The organism is Pseudolactococcus reticulitermitis (genome assembly GCF_002260845.1).
GTDB lineage: Bacteria > Bacillota > Bacilli > Lactobacillales > Streptococcaceae > Pseudolactococcus > Pseudolactococcus reticulitermitis.
This window is the reverse complement of record NZ_BEDT01000002.1, coordinates 238,501-264,488: the sequence shown is the minus strand read 5'-3', so window position 1 is coordinate 264,488 and position 25,988 is coordinate 238,501. Positions and strand designations below refer to the sequence as shown.

Annotated in this window: 24 protein-coding genes; 3 read left to right on the top strand and 21 right to left on the bottom strand. The window is 42.7% G+C overall.

Annotated features, from left to right (window positions below):
* Positions 1 to 121 precede the first annotated feature (121 nt).
* Positions 122 to 4,393, bottom strand: coding sequence for a 2-hydroxyacyl-CoA dehydratase (locus tag RsY01_RS05180; RefSeq protein ID WP_167373233.1), 4,272 nt, complete (start codon positions 4,391 to 4,393; stop codon positions 122 to 124).
* Positions 4,394 to 4,576: 183 nt separating this feature from the next.
* Here RsY01_RS05180 and RsY01_RS05175 point away from each other — a divergent pair, with 183 nt between their 5' ends.
* Positions 4,577 to 5,188 (top strand): TetR/AcrR family transcriptional regulator, encoded by a 612-nt coding sequence (locus RsY01_RS05175; protein ID WP_094784486.1) that lies wholly within the window; start codon positions 4,577 to 4,579, stop codon positions 5,186 to 5,188.
* A 56-nt stretch (positions 5,189 to 5,244) separates the two neighbouring features.
* Here RsY01_RS05175 and RsY01_RS05170 read toward each other — a convergent pair whose 3' ends face one another.
* The 5 genes from RsY01_RS05170 to RsY01_RS05150 form a co-directional block, all read right to left on the bottom strand.
* Complete coding sequence (locus RsY01_RS05170; RefSeq protein ID WP_094784485.1) at positions 5,245 to 6,417, bottom strand: M20 metallopeptidase family protein; 1,173 nt, start codon at positions 6,415 to 6,417, stop codon at positions 5,245 to 5,247.
* A gap of 94 nt (positions 6,418 to 6,511) precedes the next feature.
* Positions 6,512 to 7,822 carry an MFS transporter gene (locus tag RsY01_RS05165; RefSeq protein ID WP_094784484.1) on the bottom strand — a complete coding sequence of 437 codons (1,311 nt, stop codon included), beginning with the start codon at positions 7,820 to 7,822 and terminating at the stop codon, positions 6,512 to 6,514.
* A gap of 125 nt (positions 7,823 to 7,947) precedes the next feature.
* A complete protein-coding gene (locus RsY01_RS05160; RefSeq protein ID WP_094784483.1) occupies positions 7,948 to 8,559 on the bottom strand; it encodes a class I SAM-dependent methyltransferase in 612 nt (203 codons plus the stop codon).
* Positions 8,552 to 9,130: a GDSL-type esterase/lipase family protein gene (locus RsY01_RS05155; protein WP_167373226.1), complete on the bottom strand. Its 579-nt coding sequence runs from the start codon at positions 9,128 to 9,130 to the stop codon at positions 8,552 to 8,554. Before RsY01_RS05155 ends, RsY01_RS05160 begins: the two co-directional genes overlap by 8 nt.
* 232 nt (positions 9,131 to 9,362) lie before the next feature.
* The gene (locus RsY01_RS05150; protein ID WP_133063189.1) at positions 9,363 to 9,935 is read right to left on the bottom strand and encodes a hypothetical protein; all 573 of its coding nucleotides are present in this window, start codon (positions 9,933 to 9,935) and stop codon (positions 9,363 to 9,365) included.
* A gap of 217 nt (positions 9,936 to 10,152) precedes the next feature.
* On the opposite strand from RsY01_RS05150, the gene coaA reads away from it, so the two are divergent.
* Positions 10,153 to 11,073 (top strand): type I pantothenate kinase, encoded by a 921-nt coding sequence (gene coaA, locus RsY01_RS05145; protein WP_094784480.1) that lies wholly within the window; start codon positions 10,153 to 10,155, stop codon positions 11,071 to 11,073.
* Positions 11,074 to 11,112: 39 nt separating this feature from the next.
* Here coaA and RsY01_RS05140 read toward each other — a convergent pair whose 3' ends face one another.
* Entirely contained in the window at positions 11,113 to 11,760 is a 648-nt protein-coding gene (locus RsY01_RS05140; RefSeq protein WP_094784479.1) for a type I 3-dehydroquinate dehydratase, read from the bottom strand.
* Positions 11,761 to 11,763: 3 nt separating this feature from the next.
* Positions 11,764 to 12,900: a class I SAM-dependent rRNA methyltransferase gene (locus tag RsY01_RS05135; protein WP_094784478.1), complete on the bottom strand. Its 1,137-nt coding sequence runs from the start codon at positions 12,898 to 12,900 to the stop codon at positions 11,764 to 11,766.
* 218 nt (positions 12,901 to 13,118) lie between these two features.
* Here RsY01_RS05135 and RsY01_RS05130 point away from each other — a divergent pair, with 218 nt between their 5' ends.
* On the top strand, positions 13,119 to 15,284 hold the full coding sequence (locus RsY01_RS05130) for an LTA synthase family protein (RefSeq protein WP_094784477.1): 2,166 nt from the start codon (positions 13,119 to 13,121) through the stop codon (positions 15,282 to 15,284).
* Between the two features lie 57 nt (positions 15,285 to 15,341).
* On the opposite strand, the gene RsY01_RS05125 is transcribed toward RsY01_RS05130, so the two are convergent.
* From RsY01_RS05125 to RsY01_RS05065, 13 genes are all read right to left on the bottom strand, one after another.
* On the bottom strand, positions 15,342 to 16,112 hold the full coding sequence (locus tag RsY01_RS05125) for an SDR family NAD(P)-dependent oxidoreductase (RefSeq protein WP_094784476.1): 771 nt from the start codon (positions 16,110 to 16,112) through the stop codon (positions 15,342 to 15,344).
* Positions 16,109 to 16,852, bottom strand: a complete 744-nt coding sequence (locus tag RsY01_RS05120) for an amino acid ABC transporter ATP-binding protein (RefSeq protein WP_094784475.1) — start codon at positions 16,850 to 16,852, stop codon at positions 16,109 to 16,111. The genes RsY01_RS05125 and RsY01_RS05120 overlap by 4 nt, the downstream gene beginning before the upstream one ends.
* On the bottom strand, positions 16,836 to 17,606 hold the full coding sequence (locus RsY01_RS05115; protein WP_094784474.1) for an amino acid ABC transporter permease: 771 nt from the start codon (positions 17,604 to 17,606) through the stop codon (positions 16,836 to 16,838). Before RsY01_RS05115 ends, RsY01_RS05120 begins: the two co-directional genes overlap by 17 nt.
* Complete coding sequence (locus tag RsY01_RS05110) at positions 17,606 to 18,319, bottom strand: amino acid ABC transporter permease (protein ID WP_094784473.1); 714 nt, start codon at positions 18,317 to 18,319, stop codon at positions 17,606 to 17,608. The genes RsY01_RS05115 and RsY01_RS05110 overlap by 1 nt, the downstream gene beginning before the upstream one ends.
* 21 nt (positions 18,320 to 18,340) lie before the next feature.
* Positions 18,341 to 19,222 (bottom strand): transporter substrate-binding domain-containing protein, encoded by an 882-nt coding sequence (locus RsY01_RS05105; RefSeq protein WP_094784472.1) that lies wholly within the window; start codon positions 19,220 to 19,222, stop codon positions 18,341 to 18,343.
* 34 nt (positions 19,223 to 19,256) lie between these two features.
* A complete protein-coding gene (locus RsY01_RS05100; protein ID WP_094784471.1) occupies positions 19,257 to 20,258 on the bottom strand; it encodes a uroporphyrinogen decarboxylase family protein in 1,002 nt (333 codons plus the stop codon).
* A gap of 362 nt (positions 20,259 to 20,620) precedes the next feature.
* On the bottom strand, positions 20,621 to 21,100 hold the full coding sequence (locus RsY01_RS05095; RefSeq protein ID WP_094784470.1) for a threonine/serine exporter family protein: 480 nt from the start codon (positions 21,098 to 21,100) through the stop codon (positions 20,621 to 20,623).
* A gap of 12 nt (positions 21,101 to 21,112) precedes the next feature.
* Entirely contained in the window at positions 21,113 to 21,919 is an 807-nt protein-coding gene (locus RsY01_RS05090) for a threonine/serine exporter family protein (protein ID WP_094784469.1), read from the bottom strand.
* An 85-nt stretch (positions 21,920 to 22,004) separates the two neighbouring features.
* Positions 22,005 to 22,844 (bottom strand): thymidylate synthase, encoded by an 840-nt coding sequence (locus RsY01_RS05085; RefSeq protein ID WP_094784468.1) that lies wholly within the window; start codon positions 22,842 to 22,844, stop codon positions 22,005 to 22,007.
* Positions 22,845 to 22,848: 4 nt separating this feature from the next.
* The gene (locus tag RsY01_RS05080) at positions 22,849 to 23,286 is read right to left on the bottom strand and encodes a hypothetical protein (protein WP_094784467.1); all 438 of its coding nucleotides are present in this window, start codon (positions 23,284 to 23,286) and stop codon (positions 22,849 to 22,851) included.
* Between the two features lie 16 nt (positions 23,287 to 23,302).
* Complete coding sequence (locus tag RsY01_RS05075; protein ID WP_094784466.1) at positions 23,303 to 23,728, bottom strand: hypothetical protein; 426 nt, start codon at positions 23,726 to 23,728, stop codon at positions 23,303 to 23,305.
* On the bottom strand, positions 23,725 to 24,078 hold the full coding sequence (locus RsY01_RS05070; protein WP_094784465.1) for a DUF2200 domain-containing protein: 354 nt from the start codon (positions 24,076 to 24,078) through the stop codon (positions 23,725 to 23,727). The genes RsY01_RS05075 and RsY01_RS05070 overlap by 4 nt, the downstream gene beginning before the upstream one ends.
* Positions 24,079 to 25,956, bottom strand: coding sequence for an ABC-F family ATP-binding cassette domain-containing protein (locus tag RsY01_RS05065; protein ID WP_094784675.1), 1,878 nt, complete (start codon positions 25,954 to 25,956; stop codon positions 24,079 to 24,081).
* Positions 25,957 to 25,988: the final 32 nt, after the last annotated feature.

Below are 25,988 nucleotides of genomic sequence, written 5' to 3'. Positions count from 1 at the left end.
TAGTTGCCATCATGAACATGCTACAGTGAAAATTATTTTTATAGCATACAATCAATTCAATTTTCTAAATATTATCTGATACCATAAAGAAAAAATCATCTCTCGACAGTTTTTAACTGGCTTAAACGCTAACTTCCATATCTTTTTTCAACTGTTTCTTAGCCGTCGCCATCATCAGACGAATGCGATTGAGCTGGTTGACAACAGAAACAGACGGATCGTAGTCAATCGGTGCGATATTGGCACGCGGATATTGACGACGGAGTTCTTTGGTCATGCCTTTCCCAACGATATGGTTCGGCAGACAACCAAAGGGTTGGAGACACACGATATTGTCAACACCATCTTGCAGGAGCTCAATCATTTCGCCAGTCAAGAACCAACCTTCGCCGGTATGATTGCCAATCGAAATAATTTTCTCCGTATCAGCCGCTAGTGCATCAATCGAATGAATCCCGTCAAAGCGTTTCGACACTTTCAGCGCTTTATTCATCGGCTTTTCAACCATTTGAATGATATTAATAAAAGCACGCGAGAAATATTTGGCTTTTTTCCCCATGCCCAGATGATCTGACTTCCAAATCTGGTTATAGAGAGAATAGTTCATGAAGCCAATAATATCCAGCACAACAGCCTCTGCACCTTCCGCTTCGATGATACTCACGATATCATTATTAGCCGTTTTCGAGTATTTCACAAGAATTTCACCCACAACCCCGACACGTGGTTTTTGAATGTTCAGTAAAGGCGTTTCGTCAAAGTCACGAATAATCTGCTTCATGTTGCGATTAAACTCGAAAATCGAGCCAGTCTTCATATTATGCTTGGCCTTAGCCAACCACTTAGCGTGTAAGGCATCAACCTGCCCCTTGGTCATTTCGTAAGGTCGCGTCCGATAGACAACACGCTCAAACAAATCGCCATAAAGCGCCCCAATGACAATCCGCACCATCAATGGTACCGTCAACTTGAAACCATCCGACTGTTCAGTTCCCTTATTCCCCATCGACAAGGACACAACAGGCACCTGACCAAAACCAGCGTCCTTCAGCGCCTTGCGCAACAAAGGAATGTAGTTGGTCGCCCGACAGCCGCCACCCGTCTGCGTCATCAAAACTGACGTATTATCGATATCATAGTCGCCAGATTCCAACGCATGCACTAGCTGACCGATGGAAATGATGGCAGGATAACAAGAGTCGTTGTTGACAAACTTGAGACCGGAGCTGATAGATGCCTTGTCTTCTGGCAAGAGCACCACATTGTAGCCAGACTGTCTGAAAGCCTCGTCGATTAGCCCTTCCTGATGAATTGGCGACAACATGGGCATCAAAAGCGTATGGGTCTTTTTCATCTCTTTGGTAAAAGTAGGATGACTGGCCACAATTTCCGTCATCTGGTCTTCAGATACCTCAGGTAATTGACCACGTTTATCGCGTTCATTGACCGCCGCTTTGAGCGAACGCAGGCGGATTCTAACCGCCCCCATATTGGAACCTTCGTCAATTTTTAAAACGGTATAGAGTTTATGGTGGTGCTGCATGATTTCTTCGACTTGGTCAGTCGTGACCGCATCGAGACCACAACCAAAACTATTGAGCTGAACGAGTTCGAGATTTTTATTTTTAGCCACAACACGCGCTGCACCATACAAGCGTGAATGGTAAACCCATTGATTGACCACACGCAAGCCGCCGACATCTGCCAAATGGGCAATGGCATCCTCAGTCAAGACATGAAAGCCTTCTTGCGTAATAATATCAGCAATCCCATGATTAATCTCGGGATCCAAATGGTAAGGCCGACCAGAAAGGACAATCGCTTTCTCATGGTTAAGATTAATCCGCATCATCAAGTCTTCAGCTTGCTGTTGAAGATCTGTTTTAAAGTCGTCCATGACCTCAAAACCATGTTTGACCGCTTTTTGAACAGCTTCTAAAGTCATGTCAAATGCTGATAGGGCTTGATAGAGATTTTTCGCCATATTATCAGGGTCAGCAAGGTTGATAAAGGGATGGATATAGCCCACCTCACCGTTACGAATCTCATCAATATTATTTTTAATGACTTCTGGATAGGACTGGACAATCGGACAGTTATAGTGATTTTGCGCCGTCGCATCTTCCTGACGCTCATATAAAACAGACGGATAGAAAATCGTTGGCACATCTTTTTGGATCAAAGTCATGATGTGACCATGACTGAGCTTAGCCGGGTAACAAACCGTATCAGAGGGGATGGTTTCGATTCCTTTTTCATAGAGTTCTTTATCAGATTTGGGCGATAAAACGACTCGGAACCCTAAATCTGTCAGCATGGTATGCCACAGCGGATAATTTTCATACATGTTTAAAACGCGCGGAATACCGATTTCGCCATGAACCGCTTTTTTCTTGCTGAGTGACTTGAACTTGAAGAGTTTTTTATATTTATAGTCAACGAGATTGACTTTTTTCTCTGCCTTATCAAGTTTAACCTGTGTGGCTTTTTCAGCACCACGTTCACAGCGATTGCCTGAGACAAATTTCGACCCGTCATTAAAGACCGTCAGGGTCATTTGACACATATTTTCGCAGAGCCCGCACGACGTAAACTCTTTTCTCGTACGGAATTTTTCCAAGTCTAACAGGCTTAAAATCGTCGACGGTGTCGCATCATCTGACGCATTTTCCATGGCAATCAGGGCACAACCATAGGCGCCCATCAAGCCTGCGATAGAGGGCCGGACGACCTCGCGACCTGAGATTTTCTCAAAGGCACGCAAGACAGCCTCGTTATAGAAAGTGCCACCTTGGACGACGATTTTTTCGCCGAGATCCTCAGGGCGTTTGACCTTAATCACTTTATAAAGGGCATTTTTGATGACGGAATAAGACAGCCCAGCTGAAATATCGCCGACTGTCGCGCCCTCTTTTTGAACCTGCTTAACCTTCGAGTTCATGAAGACGGTACATTTCGAGCCGAGGTCGACAGGATACTCCGTCAAAAGCGCTGCTTGCGCAAAATCTTTCACATCATAGCGTAGCGATTTAGCAAAGGTTTCGATAAACGAGCCACAGCCTGAACTGCAAGCTTCATTAAGCTGGATACTCGACAGTGCCCCCTCACGAATCGTCATGGCTTTCATGTCCTGTCCGCCAATGTCAATGATGAAATCAACGCCAGGTTGGAAAAACTCAGCTGCCTTGTAATGCGCCATCGTCTCCACTTCGCCGAGGTCAACTTTTAGCGCCGCTTTAATCAGCTGCTCACCGTAGCCCGTCACAGCCGATTTGGCAATATAAACAGCTCTTGGAAGCTCTGCATAAAGCGCCGTCATGACGGCAATCACCGATTCCAGCGGATCGCCATTGTTTGAGCCATAATGCTCGAATAAAATGTTGCCCTCATCGTCAATCAAAACGACTTTTGTCGTCGTTGAGCCCGCATCTATCCCTAAGTAGGCTGCGCCATGGTGGTCAGCTAGCGGTTTATGGTCTGCTGATGCTTGGGCGTGCCGACGGCGAAACTCAGCCAAAGCTGTTTCATCTTCGAAAAGGACTTCTAGCGTATCCTGGGGGATGAGGTTTTCAGATGCATCTTCTTCCAGTTTAGCGATGATTTCTGACGCTGAAAATTCTGTGGCATTTTCTTCATCAAGGGCAGCACCCATGGCGACAAAAAGTTGCGGATGTTCCGGAAACACAACATTTTCAGGCTTAATATCAAGCGTTTCAATAAAGCGTTTGCGGAGTTCGCTCATAAAATAGAGTGGCCCCCCTAGAAAGGCAATGTTCCCCGTGATTTTTCGCCCCGCTGCAAGTCCTGCAACCGTTTGATTGACCACAGCTTGGAAAATACTCGCTGCGATGTCTTCTTTTCGGACACCTTCGTTTAATAAAGGCTGGACATCCGTTTTGGCAAAAACACCGCAACGACTAGCGATTGGATAGAGATTGTCATAGTTCTTGGCTAAGTCATTGACACCCGCTGCGTCCACTTTGAGCAGCTCAGCCATCTGATCGATAAAAGCACCCGTGCCACCCGCACAGGAACCATTCATCCGCTGCTCCATGGCGCCGTCAAAGAAAGTCATCTTGGCATCTTCGCCACCCAATTCAATCATCACATCCGTTTGCGGGATAAATTTCTCAATCGTCAAAGTCGAAGCAATCACTTCTTGGATAAAAGTCGCACCGATGACATCAGACAGCCCCATGCCGCCTGAACCTGTAATCGAAAAAGTAAAGCACACATCGCCCAACTCAGCCATCATCTCGTTTAAAACTTTAATCATCGCTGTTTTCACATCAGAAAAATGTCGCTCATAACGTGAGAAAATCATCTCATAATTGTCATCAAAAACGACCATTTTAACGGTTGTAGACCCAACATCAATACCTGCTTTATACATTTCTTCTTCTTTCTTATCTCGCACATTCGAAAACAACAGACTGTTGCTTATCATATATAATCTCATTTTACAAGGAATTTGACTTGCGCGCAACCGTTAAAATATGCTAAACTGTTGGTAAAGCAACACTAAACAACAAAATGTCGGATAACCTTGAAATCTTTCAGAAAGTAAGAAAAAATAATGAAAAAAGTAGATTTACGTGTCAAACGTACCAATAAGCTCATCACTCAAGCCTTCATCAAATTACTGCGCACCAAAACCTTTGATAAAATTACCATCAACGACATTTCCGATGAAGCCATGATTAACCGTGCGACCTTTTACAGCCACTTTAAAGATAAATTTGATTTATTTGAACAGATTATCGACAAATTTTTAGGCGAATTTGCTGCAGTCCTTGACGAAGAAAATCTCATCGAGAAAAACTCTGTTAATGTCAAAAAAATAGAGGGCTCCCTCACTAAATTTTATGAATTTATTCGAGAAAATCCTGCCTTAGCACAGATTATCGTCACCCATAGCAATGAAGAAATGCTGTCAAAACGCCTACTCACGATCCTTTCCGAACGTTATTCTGATATTTTTAATAGTTTAGAGGTCCGAAATGACAATTTGAAAATTCCGACTGATTTTGTCGTCTCTTACATTACCAGCATTTTCGTTGGCACACTGAAATGGTGGATTGCGCAAAAAAATAACGAGATAACCGCAAGTGAATTTGCTGCCCTCGTCATTAAATTGATTTCAAATGGTCATCTAACCGTGCTTGGGGTTAATATTAATCGAGATTAAAGGGCGTAAAAAGTCACCTCCATTCTAATAAGGGAGGTGACTTTTTGAATATAAGTTTAATCAATCATCAAATCTTTTACTAATTGGACAAAGACTGCTGTCCCAACAGGCAAGCTATTGTCATCAACTTTAAATTGTGGCGAATGGTTGATATGACCATAACCATCTTTGGCCTCACCGCCACCTAGCGCAAAGAAACAACCCGGTTTGACATCTGTATAGGCAGAGAAATCTTCCCCACCCATCATATCAGGCACTTCAAAGACGCCAACTTCACCCACAACCTTGACAGCACTCTGACGCAGCGCGTCCATTTCAGCCGTCGAATTCATGACAGAGCTGTAACCATACAAGAAATCAAAATCATAAGTCGCACCGTACGCGTCACAGATGCCCTTAACCGTCTGCTCAATCATATCACGCATTTGTGTGCGAATCTCAGGATTACGCGTCCGAACGCTGGCTTTAATCAGTGCTGTATCTGGGATGACGTTATTCGCATGACCTGCTGAAAATTGTCCCCAAGAAATCAGGCCTGCAGCCAATGGTGAAATCCGTCTAGCAATAATGTTATTACAGTTTGAAATGATTTCAGCACCGATGGTAATAACATCGACTGACGTTTCAGGTGCCATCGCGTGCGCGCCAACGCCATGAATGGTTAAATTCAGGTCATCAGAAGAAGCAGTCAAGGCACCATATTTATAACCGATTGCGCCCGTTGGAATCATTGGGAAAATGTGTAAACCAAAGACTTGATCCACATCTGCCATCACGCCTGCTTTGACAAATTCAACAGCACCACCGGGTGGTAATTCTTCTGCAGGTTGGAACAAGAATTTAATCGTCCCTGCAATCTCTGCTTGCATTGGCGCAATCATTTTCACGGCGCCCAAGAGAATTGACATATGCGTATCATGGCCACAGGCGTGCATGACGCCATCATTTTGTGACATAAACTCAACATCTGTTTCTTCTTGGATTGGCAAGGCATCAATATCCGCACGTAGGGCGATTGTTTTACCCGGCTTGCCACCTTTCAAAATCGCAACAACACCTGTTTCAGTCGGACGTTGCAATTCCAAATTCGGGAAAGTTTCTAAAATAGAGATAAGATACTCTGTTGTTTTAAATTCTTTGAATGATAATTCTGGGTGCGCATGCAGATAGTGACGCCAAGTCAGGATGTCTTTTACAGGAACTTGCGAGAGTAAAGATTCGGTTGTCATTAAAATTTCTCCTTTATAGTTAGACTGTCAGCCTTTTAAAGCCTTCTGTCATAATTTAAATAGTTGATGCTAAGTGTCCTTAGTCAACACAAGTTTACAGCTCCTGCTGCAATAATTCTTCAGCTTCAGTCATGGCAGGTGCGGCGTCAATCGGCGTATAGTTTTTAGGCACGAAACGAATGGCGACCGCAAAAAGTAAGCCGACAACTAAAAATGAGGTGAAGACACTAGCATAGCCACCCGTTTTTTCAACCAAAAAGCCAATCGAGTAAGGCGCAATGAAGCCACCTAAAATACCCCCCATGGCCACACAGGCATAACTTGGGGCAAACTCAGCAGGTTTGAAACGTTTCAAAGGCAGGCTCAATAATGTCGTAAAAGCGATGGCATAAGATAAATCACCAATCGCAAAACAAATCGTCATTGGCACCATATTAATCGCACCACCATGGGGGATATGGTAGGCAGTAAACAGCGCAACCGAGCCCAAAATGGCAAAAACAGTGATCACATCACGCTCTTTATCTGCGAAATATTTGCCGACAAGATAGCTCCCGCCAAGCGCCCCAATTAAAAAGAAAGCACCCGCAACCGAAGTCATTTTGCCTTGCTGGGTCAAAGTGAAGCCAACTTCATCACTCGTTAGAAACGACGGTGCCCAGTTAATCACGCCATACATGACTGAGTTTACAAACAAGTCACAGATGAGTAAGAGCCAGACAAGTTTGTTAAACAATATCTTACCGAGTGATACCTTATTGGCATTGGCGATTTTTTGGCTTGAAGGATTCGCTTGACCATTTCCGGAATTCGGGATAACCGCCACTAGAATCAAACAAATGATAAGCGCTATAACTGTTAAGATTATATAAGTCTGTTTATAGCCAAGATTTTGAACGGCCGGTGATATAAAAATCGGTCCTAAAATACTGGCAATCCCAGAAGATGACAATAAAATACCATTGGCAAATGTTCTCTGAGAAACAGGTACATTCGCTTGAACTTCTTTACTGACACTCTGAGCATAACCCGAATGGGCAAGCGCACCGGATAAAAAGCGAATCAGGACAAAATAAATCACTGATGTGCCAAAACTAAAGAGCGCTGCAAAGATACCCAAGGCAAAAATACTGGCTGTTAAGATTTTTTTCGACCCAATTTTAGTATTGAGAAAGCCAATCGGCACTTGCATAATCGCATAACCCAAGAAAAAGGCACTCATAATCATCCCTTTTTGAGAGGGAGTAATACCTAAATCTTTTGCCATTGGCACTAAACTGATACTGATGGATAACTTATCAATATAAATCATCGTGTAGCCCAAAAACATCGAGGCAATGAGGACGACTGTTTGTAACGTCGATTGGTTACCAGATGAGGTCGTAACTGAACTTTTTTTGAACATATTTAATATTTCCTTCTATAAGAACAATCGTTTGTTATATTTTGAAGATTTAACATAACTATTATTGTAACATTTTTTATTAGAATTGGAAATATTTATCTTGAAACAAGTGGCAAAACTAATCATTAAATACTTGGGATTTTTACAGACTGCAAAATAAAATAACCTTTTTCCTTGGTGATGATGTCGCAATTACCGAAAACTTCTGTCATTTTATTTTTAGCGCTTGGGGCGCCTTGTTTTTTCTGGATGACGATGGTCAGCGTGCCTTGATCGTTCAAATGGTCATAAGCGCCTGAAATGACACCATGCACCACCTCTTTCCCTGCACGAATTGGCGGATTTGAGACGATATGGTCAAACCTATTCTCGACATTGGCATAGAGATTAGACTGGAAAATGTCTGCTGTCACACCATTTTTCAGGGCATTTTTCTCTGCCAATGCTAGGGCTCGCAAGTTCACATCGATTAAGGTGGCGGTCACGCCCTGTACTTTTGCCAAAGTCAACCCCATTGGCCCGTAGCCGCAGCCAACATCTAAAAGGCTCGAATTTTCTGGAAAATGAACGGCATTCAAGAGGACTTGGCTACCAAAATCAATGGCTTTTTTGCTGAAAACGCCGGCATCTGTCGTGAAAATCATTTTTTCCCCGAGCAAGACGGTATCTAGCTCGTGAAAATCGTGTGCAGCATCAGGATTTTCAGCATAATACATTTTTTGAAATTTTTCAGGCATGAGATTTGGCAAGCTCCCGTGATTTGACGTCAACCGCGATGAGTGATGTGACGAGTTCGTAACCATCTTGTGACAAGTGAACGCCATCTGCACCGACGAATTCATCAGAACCCGGATAGACGATCATGGCATGGTTGAGGTCGACGATTTTAGCGCCTGTTTGCTCGGCGACCGCTTTAGCTGCTGCAACATACTGCGCGACATTGGCGTTGCTGCGACCGGGCATTTCATGCGTTGCGGCAATGGCCACTTCATTCACGTAAGACGGTGTTAAAATCGAGGTTTTGTCAGCACCCAAGGCTGTGACAAATGTGGCTAGGTTAGCGGAAAAATCTGCTACAGAAACAGCATGGTGATCAGCCGCATCGTTGGCGCCAAAGAAAATGTAGTTATAATCTGCTTGAGCTGCGACGACTCGATCCAAACGTTTCAGAGCGTCAGAAGTATCCTCACCAGGCACTGCAAACAGGGCAACTTCTCCTGGAAATCCCATCCGTTTCAAGAAGTTCTCTGTCCAGTTTTTCATCTCAATTTTCGCTGAAATGGAATCGCCAAACACTGCTACTTTCATTTTTTGTCCTCTTTTCATCTGCATTTCTATCCTCTATTTTAACATAGGACGGAGATTTTATGTTTTTTGGATGTCGTGTGTCCATCATGAGAATGAAAAAATCCTAAAAATAGGACTTTTTAAATTGATTATAGACCACCCTAAAAAAGTATTTCAGCTATAAAAGCAAATACCAAAATTAAAGCAGCTTGTTTTCTAGTCCTATCATTTCTCCTTGACTTCTCAACGCTTTTTAATATTTCGTTGTATCTCTCACACGGAGATATATTTGAAATTTAGACGGGTAATCTCTTTCTGCCAGAATTGATTTTCTGACTTCAAACGTTGGCTCATTTAACCAGTCGATAAGTGACGGTACAACACTCTTAGGTAATGTACCGAGTAAAGTCCCATCTTTTAAGACAATATCATATTTTGTTTCATCAGTTGTAGCATCAAACTCTAACCTATCATTTCTGATTAACTGTCTTATCCTTCTATCGGCATCCTCTATTTCGCTATCTAAATAAAGAATACCCTCAAATACTGTCGCCACCAATGATTTTCTCTTTTCCTCTGCAATCTCCTCATTCCATTTTCTGATAAACTCGTGAGTTTCCTGCATTGCTGTGGTCATTTCTCTTTCTGACCTTTTTAACTCTTCTCGCTGCTTTCTCTCCTCTGGCATCTGAGATTTTATCAAGGAGAATATCGCATACACTATCAAATAGATTAGAATACCAATTATTGCAACTAATGTTATCTTAAACGCATACATTAGCCCCAATAAAATGAATAAAAGATATATCATAAATAATAATGCCACGACACTACCCGCTTTCTACTTCTCAAAAATGACAGCATGGCGATATTTTTATCATTTTATTGTTACTAAAGAAACCAAATTCATTTTATATGCTCATTATAACACTTACAAATCTATGTCTCAAGAATATATCAACTTTTCCCACCAAACTCCCTAAATCAAAACATTTGTAAGCGTATTCTGGCAAATCAAATCTTATTGTGGTAAAATGATTTTTATGGAAACTGAACTGATTAATTATGAAAAAATCACACGCCATATTTGGCAAAATCTCTATAAAAAAACACTACCGACATTGACCGAAGCTGAGCTTGAGAATATCAAATCTATCAATGACGAAATCAGCGTTCAGGACGTGAATGACGTCTATCTACCGCTGGTTCAGCTCATTCGCATCTACAAGAAAACGATGAGCGATCTCAGCTTTTCTAAAGGGCTATTTCTTCAGAAAATCGCTGAAAATCAACCCTTTATCATCGGTATTTCTGGCTCGGTTGCCGTCGGCAAATCGACAACTGCTCGCTTGTTGCAGCTGCTTTTGTCGCGGTCGTTTAAGACGTCAACTGTGGCACTTGTGACCACGGATGGTTTTTTATATCCCAATCAAACCTTAACTGAGCAGAACATTCTCGACCGAAAAGGGTTTCCTGAATCCTATGATATGGAAAGCCTCATCAGTTTTCTGTCAGAGATTAAGTCCGGCAAGGACGTTGAAATTCCAGTTTACTCGCATGAAATCTACGACATTTTACCCGAAAAAACCCTGGTTAAATCGCCGGATATCTTGATTGTTGAGGGGATTAACGTCTTTCAAAGTACCCTCAACAAACGCTTGTATATCAATGATTTTTTCGATTTTTCGATCTATGTGGATGCAACGGAAAGCAACATTGAGCGCTGGTATCTGGAACGCTTTAAGACGCTGTTAGAGCTTGCCAAAAAAGACAGCACCAACTACTACCACCAATTTACAAGGCTTTCCGCTGACGAAGTGCTGAAAATGGCGCGCGATACTTGGAAAAAAGTCAACTTGGTCAATCTACGTGAATTTATCGAGCCCACACGGAATCGCGCCGAAGTTATTTTGCACAAGGATAAACGCCATAAAGTCGATAAAATTTATTTGAAGAAATACTAAAAGGTCTGATACAGCGTATCAAACCTTTTTTCTATCTATTCAAAGTAACTCGCGGAACTTGACCATTTCTTCAAGAGTCAGCTGACCCGGCGCACTAGCGCCTGCCACCGAAGCAAAAGTCCAGCTACTCCCAAAACTATCGCTCGCTACGCGTGTGATTTTCCCAAGTTCTCCCATGGCCATGCTCACTAGCGTCACATCTGGATGTGCTTCTGAAAAACGTAAGGTTTCAGTCATCAGCCTTAGGACATCCGATTGCTTTTGGGGCATGGCAGCAAATTTGACAGTTGTTGCCCTTGACTCTACCATTTTTGATAAAATCTCTGGGAGATTTTGCGGGATTTGCGTGAAATCATGGTAGGACACGACAGCATTTTCAGGTAAAATAATGGATGGAAACTTCAAAATTTCAACATCTATATAAGCAAATTCAGTCGAAAATTGCTGGACTAAGGCTGCATAATCGTCTGCTGAAATAAGGGTCTCAGCCTTATCCTCTGTCCGATAGGTGAAGAGAATCTCATGATTTGGAAACTGAGCCTTGATCTCTTGCGCTGCTTGGTTTAAATCAGCCACAGGCATGAAGTCTACCCGCCATTCGATTAAATCAGCAGCAGCGTATTGTGCGACATCAAATTCAACGATTTCTGCCAGACTTTTAGGCATGATTGGCACAACGATTTTCATCTGTTATTTGACCTCCAAAACAAAGACTTTGAGATAATCAGACTGCGGGTCAGCGGGATTGGTCGCAAAGTCTGCTGGTAAATGAAATTCTGCGATAACATCAAATTTCTGAGTGCCGAAGCCTTTTGTCAATTCATCCAGAAAGTCTGCACGGCTAAGTCTGGCATGATTGGTCGAAGCGATGATTTTTCCGTGACGGTTTAAAATCGGGAGCGCATCAGCAATGAGCTGGTGATAATCTTTGGCGACCGAGAAAGTCATTTTTTTATTGCGGGCAAAACTTGGCGGGTCGATGACAATCAGGTCGAAACCGAGTTTTTTTCTAGCCGCATACTTGGCATACTCGAAAACATCCATGACGTGGCATTTATGGGTATCAAGCGCTAGACCATTGGCTTTGAAATGCGCCTCAGATAACGCTCGTGAGCGTTTAGCTAAATCAACTGAAGTGGTTGATTTGGCGCCGCCCATGGCTGCAGCAACTGAAAAAGCTGCTGTATAAGAAAATAAGTTTAAGATGTCTTTCCCGGCTGCCAAGTCTTCGAGTAAAGCACCGCGAACTTCATGCTGATCTAGGAAAATGCCTGTCATCAAGCCGTCATTTAGGAAAACTTGATACTTGACGCCATTTTCTAAAATGATAAATTTATCTGGCGCGGTTTGACCATAGATATGACTCGAAATCGGCAATTTACTGTCAAACCGAACCTTTTCATAGGCACCCAAAATTTCTGGAAAAACGGCTTTAAAAGCAGCCAGAATCTCATCCTTCAGCGTGTAAATAAAAGCATTATACCAGCTAAAAAGGGCATAATCACCATAAATGTCAAGGGTCATACCGCCAAAGCCATCACCATCTTGATTAAAGACACGATAAGCCGTCGTTGCCGTATCTTGCGCATAGGACTGGCGTTTGTTTTTGGCATCAGTCAACAACTGTCTAAAATCAGTTGATGTCACCGTCCAACCAATCCCTTTATTTTGACGTGAAAAATAAGCCTGACTGACCAATTGGTGGTCAAAATAGAGGTCAGCAAAACCTTCAGTGTAAGTATTTCCCGGAAAATCACGCGCATCTAGCACAGCAATCCCTTGGGCAATTTTTTTAGCAGCATATTTGTTTATCGTTAGTTTAGTCATTACTCTAAATTATACACAAAAAACGCTTTTATTGCTATGGTCTGAGGGATAGGTTGCCACATTTCTGGCAATCGACGGCTTATTTTTCAACGGACACGCTTCAATATTTGCGAAAAAGACTAAAAAAGCGTAAAATGAAAGGAGATATTTTAGGGAAAATTTTGTCAGCTACTCAAGTTTTGACTTCTGCGGCTGACTATTAAAAGGAAACTATTAACTTGTTAAAGAAATTTTCAAACATTGTTTCGACACGGCTTGGATTTACAGTCTTTTTAGTCATTTTATTTTGGCTCAAAACACTCTATGCCTACTTCTTCAAATTTGATTTGGACTTTGATAATTCCTTTCAAATCTTGTTAGCGATTATCAATCCGATTTCGAGTGCGCTTTTATTGATTGGCTTGGCGCTTTACGTCAAAAATACCAAGCTTTACTATATCCTGTCCATGGGTATCTACATTGCCTTGACAGTTTTATTATTTGCCAACTCGACTTACTTTGGCGAATTTACTGATTTTATTACCATCAATACGATGATGGCAACCGGTAAAGTCTCTGCTGGACTAGGTGAATCTGCCCTTAATCTCTTTAATCTTGGGGATCTCATTTTCATCATTGACTTTGTCCTAATCGGCATCCTGATGTGGCGGAAAATCATTCGTTTTGACCAAAGAGCCTTTAACAAGCGCGCCAGCTTTGCGATTACCTCACTTTCGATTTTAGCTTTTACAGTCAATCTTTTTATGGCTGAAATCGATCGTCCTGAGCTTTTAAGTCGTGGGTTTTCGAATACTTATGTCGTGCGTTATCTTGGACTTGTACCATTTACAGTTTACGATGGGATTAATACTTACAAAACGAATCAAGTTCGTAAGGAAGCCAAACCGACGGATGTTGATGAAGTCAAAACATACATCACGGCTAATTATGCTAAACCTGACCCTGAAACTTTCGGCATTGCTAAAGGTCGAAATGTCATCTACATTCATCTGGAAAGTTTCCAGCAGTTTTTAATCAACTATAAATTGAAAGTCACAGACCCCGATACTAAGGTCGAGAAAGACTACGAAGTCACACCATTTCTTAATTCACTTTTCAGCTCGAAAGAAACTTTTGCTTTTGATAATTTCTTCCACCAAGTCAAGGCAGGCAAGACTTCAGACGCTGAAACCCTCATGGAAAATTCCTATTTTGGTTCAAGTCAGGGCTCCTTTTTCGTCAGCAATGGTGGTAAAAATACCTTCCAAGCAGCACCGGATATTTTAGGACAGGTTGGCGGCTATACTTCTGCCGTCTTCCATGGCAATGTCGGTTCATTCTGGAATCGAAATGAAACTTATAAACACTTAGGCTATGATTACTTCTTCGATCAAACCTACTTTGACGTTGATAAATCGAATTCTTTCCAGTATGGCCTGCATGACAAATATATGTTTGGTGATTCCATCAATTACCTAGAACATTTACAACAGCCTTTCTATACGAAATTTATCACCGTGTCCAATCACTACCCTTACGTCCAATTTGACGGTGGTGAATCTGGTTTCCCATTAGCTGATACCAAAGATGATACGATTAATGGCTACTTTGCAACAGCCAACTATCTCGACACTTCTGTCAAAGAATTCTTTGATTATCTCAAATCATCTGGTGTCTATAAAAACTCGGTCATTGTCCTTTATGGTGATCACTATGGCATTTCAAACTCTCGTAACCCCGACTTGGCTGAATTGTTAGGCAAAGAAAAAGAAACCTGGTCTAATTATGACAATGCCATGCTCCAACGTGTGCCTTACATGATTGTCGTGCCAGGTATGGATAAAGGGCATGTCGATCACACTTATGGTGGTGAAATTGATAACTTACCAACACTGCTCCATCTTTTAGGCATTGACAACAGCAAGTATCCTGAACTGGGACAAGATTTACTCAGCCCTGATCACCGTAACTTGCTTGCGATGAGATCAACCGATAACTGGGTGTCTCCGACATTGACCAGCTATTCTGGTCGAATCTATAGAACAGATACTGGTGAAGAAATCACTAATCCGGATCCGGCTACCAAAAATGAAATTGATAGTAACAATAAGGCGTCTGAAGCGCAACTCAAAATTTCAGATGCCATCACAACAGGAGATTTGATTCGTTTCTGGCCAAATGATGGCTTAAAAACGATTGATCCCAATGACTATTCCTATGTCAAAGGCTTGAAGAAAGCCAAAGCCATTGAGAAAAAACTGGGAGATAAATCGACCTCTATCTATTCTCAACATGGTAATAAATCGACCAAAGACCTCTGGAAAACGGAGACCTATCAAGAACTACATCCTGAGCTTGAAACCGATAAATCAAGTGAAGCCTCTAGTAGTTCAGGTAAAAAATAACTCAAAAAACAGATTCGCTCAGGAGTGAGCTAATCTGTTTTTTATTGTCCGTAAATCCTATTGTAAGAGCCAGCCACCATCGACTGAAATCAATTGACCTGTGATGTATTTTGCCTCAGAACTAGCCAAAAAGACTGCCTGATGAGCGATGTCATCACCTGTGCCACGTTTTGACAAAGGCAAGCGGTCAACCAAGGCTTGATAAACAGCCGGATCACGATACTTTTCTCGTGTCATATCGGTATCGATGCTACCGGGTAAAATCGCATTGACACGGATGCCTTGTTTGCCTAGACTTTTAGCTAGATTTTTCGTGGCTTTATTAAGGCCTGCCTTACTGACACCATAGATGAGGTTCCGGTCTTCATCAAACTTTGAGGCAATGGAGCTGATATTGATGATACTGCCAAATTCATCCTGTTTTGCTGTAAATTGAGCAGCGAAAGCCTGTGCTAACAAAATAGGCGCAACCAAATTAACCTGAAAGACACGGTGAATATCAGTCAAGTCAATCTCTGACAGACTAGCTGCCACTGAGATGCCAGCGTTATTGACCAATATATCGACTGGCTCATCATCTAATAAGACCCTGACTTGATTAAAAACTGCTGTGGCATCTAGCAGGTCAGCCAAATCTAAAATCAAGCCTTTGACTGTCTGGATACCATCAGCCTGAAACTGTGACAATGCCTGAGCCAATGTTGCCTCACGCGTTGCTGTTATGACAACTCTTGCGCCTTTGCTTGCAAAATGTCTAGCAATGGCAAAACCAATCCCACGCGAACCACCTGTAACGAGAACATTTTTACCTTGAAACGCTTGACTCATGACACTCCTCCTAATATTCTAGCCAAAAATTGTTGCGTGCGTTCTTCCTTTGGAAACTCGAAAATGTCCTCAGGTCGTCCTTGCTCGACAATCACGCCACCGTCCATAAAGACGACTTCGCTTGCCACTTCTTTGGCAAAACCCATTTCGTGTGTGACAACCACCATGGTCTTACCAGCTTTTGCCAGCGACTTCATAATCGCTAAAATATCACCGACAAGCTCTGGGTCTAACGCACTCGTTGGTTCATCAAACAAGAGGACTTTAGGCTCGGCTGCGATAGCGCGTGCAATCCCGACACGTTGTTGCTGACCTCCCGAAAGCTGGCTGGGATAATGGTAGGCAAACTCACGCAAGCCCACCTTTTCCAAAACGTTCTGGGCAATCGTTTTAGCTTCCGTTTTAGAAAGACCAAGCCCATAAATCAGACCTTCCGTGATATTTTGCTCAGCCGTTTTATTGGCAAAGAGGTTATAATTTTGAAAGACAAAGCCAGTTTGCTTGCGAATCGACCGAATCTCTGACTTTGAGGCGGTAGCAATCTCAATTAGCTCACTGTCTAGCTCAATTGTGCCGGTATCCGCTGGCTCTAAAAAATTAATACTGCGCAAAAGGGTCGTCTTGCCCGATCCCGAAGGTCCCAAAATCACGACGACATCCCCTTGGTTGACCGTCAAATCAATCCCTCGCAAAACCTCATGACTGCCAAATTGCTTGCGCAAGCTACGAATGTTCAGCATATAAAACTCCTTTCTTAAGCGCGACTGCTTCAACGCTCGAACTTGCCAACTTTTTTGGGGGCATGCGTCTGTCGAGGGCGACAGCGACGGCTAGCTTTTTGAAAATGACCTGAATCCCAGTACACACCAAAATGTAGATGGCGAAAATCACCAGATAGCTTTCTGCATAGTTATAGCCATAGCTGGCCTGAATTTTGGCAATGGCGGTGATGTCTTTCACGGTCATGACAAACACAAGCGATGTCCCTTTGACAAGCGTAATCGCGAGATTACACAAGTTAGGCAGACTCGAAACCAAGGCCTGCGGTAAAATAATCCGCGCATAAATATGAAAACTTGACAGATTTGCCACCTTTCCCGCTTCGAACTGTCCACCATCAACAGCGAGCAAGGCTGACCGAAAAATTTCAGCGACTGCTGCAATGGCAACCAGTAAAAAGACGGTGCAGGCGTAAAAGAGTGGATTGACCTTAAAAATATCAATGGCAATATCATGCGATTTGAAAAAAGCATTGAGAAAACTTGGGACAAAGCTGTAAAAGAGTAAAATCAGAAGAATCAGCGGCGTCCCTCGAATCACCAAGGTATACAGTCGCGCGAGTTGGCTGAGGACTGGGATTTTTTTGAGCCGTGCGATGGCTAAAAATAAGCCCAAGGGTAGCGCCACAATCAAGGCAAAGAAGGTGATAAACAGTGTCGTTGGGACGCCTTTTAAACTTTCGATAAAGGTTGCGATTAAATACTCTATTGCCATTATGCTTGTCCCTCCATTCTTTTTCCTTTATGTCGACTCAATCCTTTTTCAAGCTGAAGACTGCCGCCTTCTATGATTAGGGCGACTGCCCAATAAACCAAGGTCACTGCTACATAAGTCTCTAAGCCAAAATTGCCCAAATTTCTGGAAATGATGTTCTGCGCCTGCCCCATAATGTCAACATAGCCAATCATATAAGCCAATGAGCCTTCTTTAAGCAAGGTCAATAAATTATTGGCAATATTGGGCAGCGCCACGACTAGAGCCTGAGGTAGTATGATTCTAAAAAACGTTCTGGTCTCAGATAAACCACTCACCAAACCTGCCTCCGTCTGTCCTTTAGGAATCGCCAAGTAGGCTGCTTCAAAAGTCACGGCGATATTGGCAGAAAACAAGAGGACGAGCGCACTCATCACAAACACAGACTTGGGCCAGCCATTGATGTCCACCAAAAAGATGTGCTCAATCAATTTCGGAAAGGCATAGAAGACCAAAAAAATGAGGACAATCGGTGGGGTACAGCGCATGGCCGAAATATAGGACTGCGCTATTTTGCTCTTGACACTACCTGTTTGCAAGTGCCATTTTGCCAAAATAAGCCCTAAAAGTGACCCTAAAATCGCAGTCAAAACAACGATTTCTAGCGTTTTAGGCATTTTTGCGAGAATATCTGGTAAAACTGACCAGACACGTTCTAAATGAAATGGAATCATAGGGTTTACCTCACGGGCAAGCTAGTCCTTTATGTAGGAAAAGACATCCTCACCGAAATACTTATTGGACAGTTTCGTCAACGTCCCATCAGCCTCGAGTTCTTTTATCGCTTTGTCATAAGCTTTGGCAAAAGCCTCATTTGTCGCATTTTTATGGATAATCGGATACGTCGGAATCCCTTTATAAGGCACATAAGACAACTTGTTGGCATAGTCATGATAAGGCCCGTCAGCTGCAAGGACTGAATTATCAAAGCTCAGTTTAATGTCGAAGAACCCATCGTAACGGCCTTCTAACAGCCAAGCGTAGGCATCACTAATCGTAAATTGATCGGCTGCATCTAACTTAATCGGCGTCTTAGGATTGGCAGCGTTGAAATCTTCAATAACCTTATATTGGGCGTTTTGCGGGCTGATTGGAATCAGTTTACCGTTTGCTTTGGCAAAGTCTTCCAGATTGCTATATTTGGCTTTGTCTGCTGTCCGGAAGGTCAGACCGATGACGGATGCTGCGATTTTTTCCTCTGGAATGATGAATTTCTGCTCACGTTCTGGCGTTTTCCAAGCACCTTTGGTGCCGATGTCATACTTGCCAGACTCCAAGCCAATCAGCAAATCTTCATCACTTGTCGGGTTATAGTTGAATTGATAATCCGGCAATTTTTTGTCTACTGCTTTTAAAACTTGGACTTCAAAGCCATCTGATTCGCCTTTGTCATTGACAAAATCGTAAGGCTTGTAACTTTGCGTGTGGGCGACTTGAAGAACTTTCTCAACTTTTGCCTTGGCACCTATGGTGGGTAATTTTTTGCTTTGCACCGTTCTCACGGCGACAATCGCACCGGCGACGATGACGACTGCTGCGCCGATTAGGACTTTTTTATTTTGATAGAATTGGCTCATGGTCTTACTCCTTTTGATAAAACTTACCGTCTCATTAAACGGTAATCGGTTGTCTGACTGCGGCTTTTCTCGCAGCTTCCAGATGTTTTAGGTCAATATCGCGTGGCACGGTGCAATCCGCACCGATTAAGAAACGGGTATCATCACCGAAATCAGTGATAATTGCTTGGGTTGCTGCTGCAATATCAGCTGTTGTGCCGCGATAAAGGACATCTTTTGTCGTGTTACCAAAACCACCAAGCAGAACTTGTGTTGGGAAAATCGCTCGGCCTTGCGCTAAGCTAACGCCTTCAACAGCAGTCGCCCAATTGACAATGTCTGCAGGATAGTCTGAGAAATCCGTCAGGCGATTGCTGGCGCCCTCATAGCCACAAATATGTAAAATGTTAGTCCCACCCGCTGCTTTGGCTGCTTTTAAGACGGTAACATCACTCGGTTTGATCAAGTGATTGAAGATTATTTCCTCGCTTGTGCTTTGGATGTTTTGTGTACTATAATAAATCCCGTCAGCACCCCCCTGTTTGATAATCGCTGCTGCTAAAGTTGCGATGTCATGGCTGACGATGTCAAAAATATGTCCGACCGCTTGTTCACTGTGACCATTGACAAAATGAACCAACTGATCATCTCCGCCCAAGGCAATTTTGAGGTAGGTCGCGGGTGCAAAGAGATTATAAAAAGAGAAAATAGCTTCACTAAATTGCGCGTGCTGGGCTTTGACGAGGGCGACTTGCTCTGTTAGCCAGACATGGTCCTGACCGATCGTGGTGACTGCTAGCAACTCTGTATCGCTTGCCGTGCGCCAGTTTGAGGCATTCGGATAGCGAAAATAGCCATCGCTCATGAGTTTGATAAAATCTGGCGCAAAGGCTGAGATGAACTTTTGATGCCCGCTGACATTATCAGCGATTAAATCAGCTTGACCGGTCGCCTCAACCAGCTCATCTTTGAAAAAATGGTACCAAAAACCGGTTGGTATGCGATCAACTGCTTGACCGTCTAAAACGGCTTGAAATCTTGCTCTCTTTTCTGACATTGTCAAATCCTCCTAAAAATTGATGTTGTTAGCTATTGCTTGTTATTATTTTAACCGCCAAATCACATCTCAGACTTTCTTTTTTTTAATTTCGGTATTCAGTTTTTTTAATGCCCTTTATTTTCTTGACCATCGCTTATCCTAAATTTGGCTACTGCTAATACAAAAATTTGCTATCGCTAATCCAAAAAATTGCTATCGCTAATACAAAAAATCGCTATCGCTAATACAAAAATTTGCTATCGCTAATACAAAAATTTGCTATCGCTAATACAACAATTTGCTATCGCTAGTACAACAATTTGCTACTGCTAATACAACAATTTGCTACTGCTCGTGCAAATCACCAAAAAACGCCCGACCTAAGTCAGACGCCGAGATGATGTATCAATAGACCGCAAACGATTAATTAATTCAGCAAGCCAAAAGCCAATCACAATAGCGCCAGCAATAATCACCAGCAGTTCAAAATTTTGTCTGGCGACTTCACGATTGCCAGCCACTAAATTTCTAACCACCTGATAGGCTTGCGCCCCGGGTACTAAAGGAAAAATCCCCGGAATATTATAAATCAAAACAGGCACTTTTTGCGCACGGCTCATGGTTAAACTCATGACACCAATCACAAGGCTGGCGAGCAAAGTCCCTAGCACAATCCGCCAATTCTTATCCAGAAGCTTCTGGGTCAAGACAAGGACAAGCTCATAAACCAGCCAAGCGCTCCCGCCGACAAGTCCTGCACGATTTAAGGTTCTTCTAGGGATATTAAGCATGATGCCAAAAGCAAACACACTGATATAAGCCAAAATCGTTTGACCGATCAGATTAAGAAAAATGACCATGACGCCCCCTCTTTAATAGAAAAATGACAGCAGGGCAATGCCTAGCCCAACTGATGCTGCGGACAAAAGCGCTTCAATCATCCGCCCCTGTCCTGAAATCAAATTTCCAGCCATGATTTCTCGGACAGCATTGGTCAAGGCAACGCCCGGCACAAACGGCATGACAGCCCCGACAATGACAATATCTGGATTAAAAGGTGCTTTAAGAAGGTGCGAACAGACGAGCATCATCAAAGAAATCATCACGCTCGCGACAAATAAAGCAAAATACCGCATATTAAAGCGAGTTCGAATTCCCAGATAAATCGTGTAGGCGATACAAGAAGTCACAGCAGTCAAAAAGAGATTAATCGGCGCTGCCGTTTTCGTCAGCATCACCATCAAAGGCACTGACACCGACGTTGCTGCTAAAATTTGTAGCCAAACTGGAAAGGTCGGAATGGTCTCATCAATCTTTTCAAGACAAGCATGCAAATCAGCTAAGGCGATTTTTTCAGCGGTGAACTGACGGGTCAAGTCATTCACCGCGACAATTTTCTCCATGTCCATGGTCTGAATTCTAGGTGGAATGGCACGCATTTGCGTCAAGCCTTGGTCTGGAAAACTAACCGTAATGGCATTCAAAAGGGCGTAAACCTGTATTTTTTCAATACCAGCTGCACGACCAAGCCGCAAAATGACATCTTCCACTCGCGTGATTTCAGAACCATTAGCCATGAGAATTTCTCCTGCTAAAAGACAAGCATCCATGAGCAGATGGGCTTCCGACATCTGTGGTGCTAGCGCTGTATCCGCTAGTTTCGTTCTTACAATATCCATAATAGGCAGTCTATCCTCAGTCAAATTTCAAGAAAAAACACGTTAAAAACGTGCTCGAGTCACGACCTAGATATGTCGTTGACAGTTAAATCGCTAAATCAAATGTTAATTGTGGTTTGACGGGTTCATAATCGACCAATTCAAAATCTTCAGGCTTGATGTCAAAGAAATCCGTCCCGTCTGGTACATTCAGTTTGAGGATTGGATTTTTCTCAGACGGTGTCCGCGATAAGAGTTCTCTTGCATTATCAAATTGATTATCATAAATGTGTAAATTATTGACAAAGTAGAAAAACTTGCCGATTTTCCAGCCGAAGTGTTTGGCAATCATCATTTGTAGCGCCACATATTGCATGGCATTGATATGATGAGCCACCAACATATCGTTACTACGCTGTGTCAAGGTCGCGTCCAAAAAGAGATCGTCACCAACACGACGGACATCGAACATGGTCATGAAGGCACACGGCAACAGACCTTCCGATGCTTCAAAGTCAGCATATTGCCACAAATTGATGATGTTGCGACGGTTCCAGGGATTTTTAGCCAGACCGTCTAGCAATTTACCCATAATATCGTGTTTTTTCACCGTTGCGCCATAGCGCAAACCGATATTCCCAGAATCGCCAACTTCCCACTCGCTCCAGTACTTGACACCATACTTGTTTTCGAGAACATCGAGGTCGCTCGTCTGCTCCTGATAAATCCAGAGTAGCTCCTTGATGGCTGATTTGATGGCAATGGGGCGGAGCGTCGTAATCGGAAACTCGCCCTTGCTCAAATCATACTCGGCAAAAGCACCCGTGATATACTTGGAATTCGCGGTCACGCCACTCTTATATTTGGGACGCGCATTCTCGCTCCAGACACCATGTTCAAGAATGTTGTTGATGTTGTCAATAAAAATCTTATCTGCTTTTCTCATAGACTTATTTTATCATTTCTGACTGCTGATTGCGAATTTCTAGTTTCTTATCCTTTAATGCAAAGGTTAGGATAAATAGGATGGACTGGGTCAAGTTTAACAAATTTCCCAATAAAACAAGCCATTCTCCCCACCTAATAAAAGAAATTAGCAAACCAAATGCTGCGCCACATGCCCAAATAATCCCCATGACAAGCAAAAATATTTTCCAGCCTTTTTCAGATGGCTTGCCAATTTTAACATAGGCTATCCAAGTGAAGACATGCGCCACAATCAAAATGGCACCACCTATCAATTGCCCAATGACAAAAGGTGTGCTAATATAAGCTCCTTCATAAATCATTTCCGTCAAAATAATATCTTGTAAGGCAATCAACAGCGTGATGATGGCAGCAATCGTGCCCAAAATATTGCCCCATAGTGCTAATTGTTTCGTTCTCATTTCTCTCTCCTAATTTTTAGTTACGTGCGACATTTTTATCCTTCAAAGCAAAAGTCAGGATAAAGAAAATAGACTGAATAATGTGTAATAGATTCCCTAATAGAGCAGACAAAAAACCAGCCGTCAGCACAGTTAGCATCAAGCCAAATAGTGCCTCTATGATTAGAAGAATACCGATAATCAACAAAAAAAGTTGCCAACGTCTTTCAGTTGACTTGCCAATCTTAGTATACGCTATCCAAGTCAGCACCTGAACAACAGTCAAAACCAGCATCCCTATGATAAGCCCTGTCATATAAATCAGCAAAAAAGATTTTTCTGTATAGCCTTCAGCAACAAGACTCTTGGCTGCGATTAAGTTAGCAATACTATCCCTTAGTAAAAATATCCCACCTATCGTGCCGAAGATATTCCCCCTTAAAGCCAGTTGTTTCGCTGTCATTTCTCTCTCCTAATTTTTGCTAGCGACCAACCTCGCGCCAGCTCATCGACGACCTTATCCAGCAGCCGAATCTGCTTCATAAGCGGATCCTGAATCTCTTGAACCTTAACCCCACAGATATTGCCGGTAATGGTGTCAGACTTAGGATTCATCGTGCAGGCTTGAAAAAACTCCGGGAATGTTGCCTCTGACACGATGAATTTTGCCAAGGCTTCTTGGTCAAGCCCCGTCAACCATAAAATGACTTGGTCAAGCTCAGTTTTCGTGCGATTTTTCTTCTCAACTTTCGCTAAATACAAGGGATAGACCGAAGAAAATGTCATTTTTAAAATTCTAGGATTAGGTGTCATTTAAAACTCCGATAAATACTCATAACGTTCATACTTAGCTAATAAGTCAGCGTTTTGCTCATCTAGGCTTGCTTGCAATTCACCTAGTTTTGTGAAGTCTGCACCATTTTCAGCCATTTCGGTTTCGATGCTTGCGATAGTCTCTTCTAGCTCAGAGATATCGTCTTCAATGGTCGCCCATTCTTGCTTTTCAGCATAGGACATCCGGCGTTTTTCGACGACTTTTTCTCTGACGACTGGTTTCGTTTCAGCCTTGGCAACAACTTTTTCATCGCTTAGCTTATCGGCCAAATAATCCGAGTAAAGTTTGTGAACTTCCGTAATCGCGCCCTGATCGAAAACCAGTAATTTCTTAGCCACTTTATCTAGAAAATAGCGGTCATGGCTGACCGTAATCACAACGCCCTGATAATGCTGGATGAAATTTTCAAGGACTGTCAAGGTCGCGATATCGAGGTCATTTGTCGGCTCATCTAAGAGCAAAACGTTAGGCTGTTGGAGCAAAATCTTCAAGAGATAAAGGCGTTTCTTCTCCCCACCCGATAATTTTTCAATCAGCGTCCCATGCGTCGTCCTTGGGAAAAGAAATTGTTCCAGTAGATTGACGACTGAAATCGACTCCCCAGAAGCGGTTTGGGCATTATCTGCGACTTCCTGTAAGAAATTAATGACCCGTTTCGATTCATCAAGACCTCGAATTTGTTGAGAAAAGTAACCAATTTTAATCGTTTCACCAATCTCAACGACACCTAAATCAGGTGTCAAATTACCACTGATGAGATTGAGCAAGGTTGATTTACCTGTGCCGTTATTGCCGACAATGCCGATTCTATCTGTGTTTTGAACGATAAGATTAAAGTCATTCAAAATCTGTTTTTCCGCATCATAAGCAAAAGTAACATGATCAAAATTAATCACTTTTTTACCGATGCGTGAGGTAGCGACATTGATCGACAAATCATCTGATGTCGTGATGCTCTGAACGTCTTTTTTAATATCTTCAAAGCGGTCAATTCTCGCTTGTTGCTTGGTAGCACGCGCTTGTGGTGACTTACGAATCCAAGCCAACTCTTGCTTGTAGAGCTGTTTATTTTTATGCTGTTGGGCGCTTTCACGTTCATCATTTTCAGCTTTTTGCTGCAAATAATCCTGATAATTCCCTTGATACTCAATCAAATTGCCATTATCCAGCTCAAAAATACGCGTCGCCAGATTATCCAAGAAATAACGGTCATGGGTAATGAACAAGACGGTTTGCCGTGAATTTTTGATATAGTTTTCCAGCCAAGCAATGGTAGCAACATCCAGATGGTTAGTCGGCTCATCTAGCAATAATAAATCTGCTGGATTGAGTAAGGCCTGCGCCAACTGCACCCGACGTTTTTGACCACCCGACAGATTTTTAATCTGCGCTGTCAAATCAGGCAACTTCAATTTTGACAAAACGGTTTTGACTTGATTTTCAACTTCCCAAGCCTCAATCGCAGTCATCTGCGCTTCGATTTGGCTGAGCTGTTCTTGCAGTTTAGCATTAGTCGCATCTTGTGTCAGATTAAGCAAAGCCTGTTCATAACGCTTAATGGCTTGCATTTGTGGCAGGTCATCAGACAGAATGGCATCCATGATAGATAACTCACCATCAAATTGCGGATCCTGTGTCAGATACTCAATTTTAAAATCATTGCGACCAAAAAAGGGCGAGTTATCGCCGTCAAAGCCGAGTTTTCCTGAAATGACATCCAGTAAGGTTGTCTTACCTGTGCCATTGACACCAATCAGACCAATCCGATCTAAGGGGTGAATGATAAAATTCAGCTGTGAGAAAACTGTCTTATCACCAACAGATTTAGTTAAATTTTCGACACGAAAATCAGTCATTGTCGCCATGTTTAGTCCTTTCATCGATTTCA

Bases quoted from the DNA above. Each gene is read 5' to 3' on its own strand.
- RsY01_RS05065 (WP_094784675.1), bottom strand. From the start codon at position 25,956: ATGACTGATTTTCGTGTCGAAAATTTAACTAAATCTGTTGGTGATAAG.
- RsY01_RS05160 (WP_094784483.1), bottom strand. From the start codon at position 8,559: ATGCCTGAAAAATTTCAAAAAATGTATTATGCTGAAAATCCTGATGCT.
- RsY01_RS05170 (WP_094784485.1), bottom strand. From the start codon at position 6,417: ATGACAACCGAATCTTTACTCTCGCAAGTTCCTGTAAAAGACATCCTG.
- RsY01_RS05140 (WP_094784479.1), bottom strand. From the start codon at position 11,760: ATGAAAATCGTTGTGCCAATCATGCCTAAAAGTCTGGCAGAAATCGTT.
- RsY01_RS05095 (WP_094784470.1), bottom strand. From the start codon at position 21,100: ATGGTCATTTTTCTTAATCTGATCGGTCAAACGATTTTGGCTTATATC.
- RsY01_RS05165 (WP_094784484.1), bottom strand. From the start codon at position 7,822: ATGTTCAAAAAAAGTTCAGTTACGACCTCATCTGGTAACCAATCGACG.
- coaA (WP_094784480.1), top strand. From the start codon at position 10,153: ATGGAAACTGAACTGATTAATTATGAAAAAATCACACGCCATATTTGG.
- RsY01_RS05075 (WP_094784466.1), bottom strand. From the start codon at position 23,728: ATGACAGCGAAACAACTGGCTTTAAGGGGGAATATCTTCGGCACGATA.
- RsY01_RS05120 (WP_094784475.1), bottom strand. From the start codon at position 16,852: ATGCTGAACATTCGTAGCTTGCGCAAGCAATTTGGCAGTCATGAGGTT.
- RsY01_RS05105 (WP_094784472.1), bottom strand. From the start codon at position 19,222: ATGAGCCAATTCTATCAAAATAAAAAAGTCCTAATCGGCGCAGCAGTC.
- RsY01_RS05080 (WP_094784467.1), bottom strand. From the start codon at position 23,286: ATGAGAACGAAACAATTAGCACTATGGGGCAATATTTTGGGCACGATT.
- RsY01_RS05110 (WP_094784473.1), bottom strand. From the start codon at position 18,319: ATGATTCCATTTCATTTAGAACGTGTCTGGTCAGTTTTACCAGATATT.
- RsY01_RS05100 (WP_094784471.1), bottom strand. From the start codon at position 20,258: ATGTCAGAAAAGAGAGCAAGATTTCAAGCCGTTTTAGACGGTCAAGCA.
- RsY01_RS05135 (WP_094784478.1), bottom strand. From the start codon at position 12,900: ATGACTAAACTAACGATAAACAAATATGCTGCTAAAAAAATTGCCCAA.
- RsY01_RS05155 (WP_167373226.1), bottom strand. From the start codon at position 9,130: ATGAAAGTAGCAGTGTTTGGCGATTCCATTTCAGCGAAAATTGAGATG.
- RsY01_RS05180 (WP_167373233.1), bottom strand. From the start codon at position 4,393: ATGTATAAAGCAGGTATTGATGTTGGGTCTACAACCGTTAAAATGGTC.
- RsY01_RS05175 (WP_094784486.1), top strand. From the start codon at position 4,577: ATGAAAAAAGTAGATTTACGTGTCAAACGTACCAATAAGCTCATCACT.
- RsY01_RS05085 (WP_094784468.1), bottom strand. From the start codon at position 22,844: ATGAGAAAAGCAGATAAGATTTTTATTGACAACATCAACAACATTCTT.
- RsY01_RS05090 (WP_094784469.1), bottom strand. From the start codon at position 21,919: ATGGATATTGTAAGAACGAAACTAGCGGATACAGCGCTAGCACCACAG.
- RsY01_RS05125 (WP_094784476.1), bottom strand. From the start codon at position 16,112: ATGAGTCAAGCGTTTCAAGGTAAAAATGTTCTCGTTACAGGTGGTTCG.
- RsY01_RS05115 (WP_094784474.1), bottom strand. From the start codon at position 17,606: ATGGCAATAGAGTATTTAATCGCAACCTTTATCGAAAGTTTAAAAGGC.
- RsY01_RS05070 (WP_094784465.1), bottom strand. From the start codon at position 24,078: ATGACACCTAATCCTAGAATTTTAAAAATGACATTTTCTTCGGTCTAT.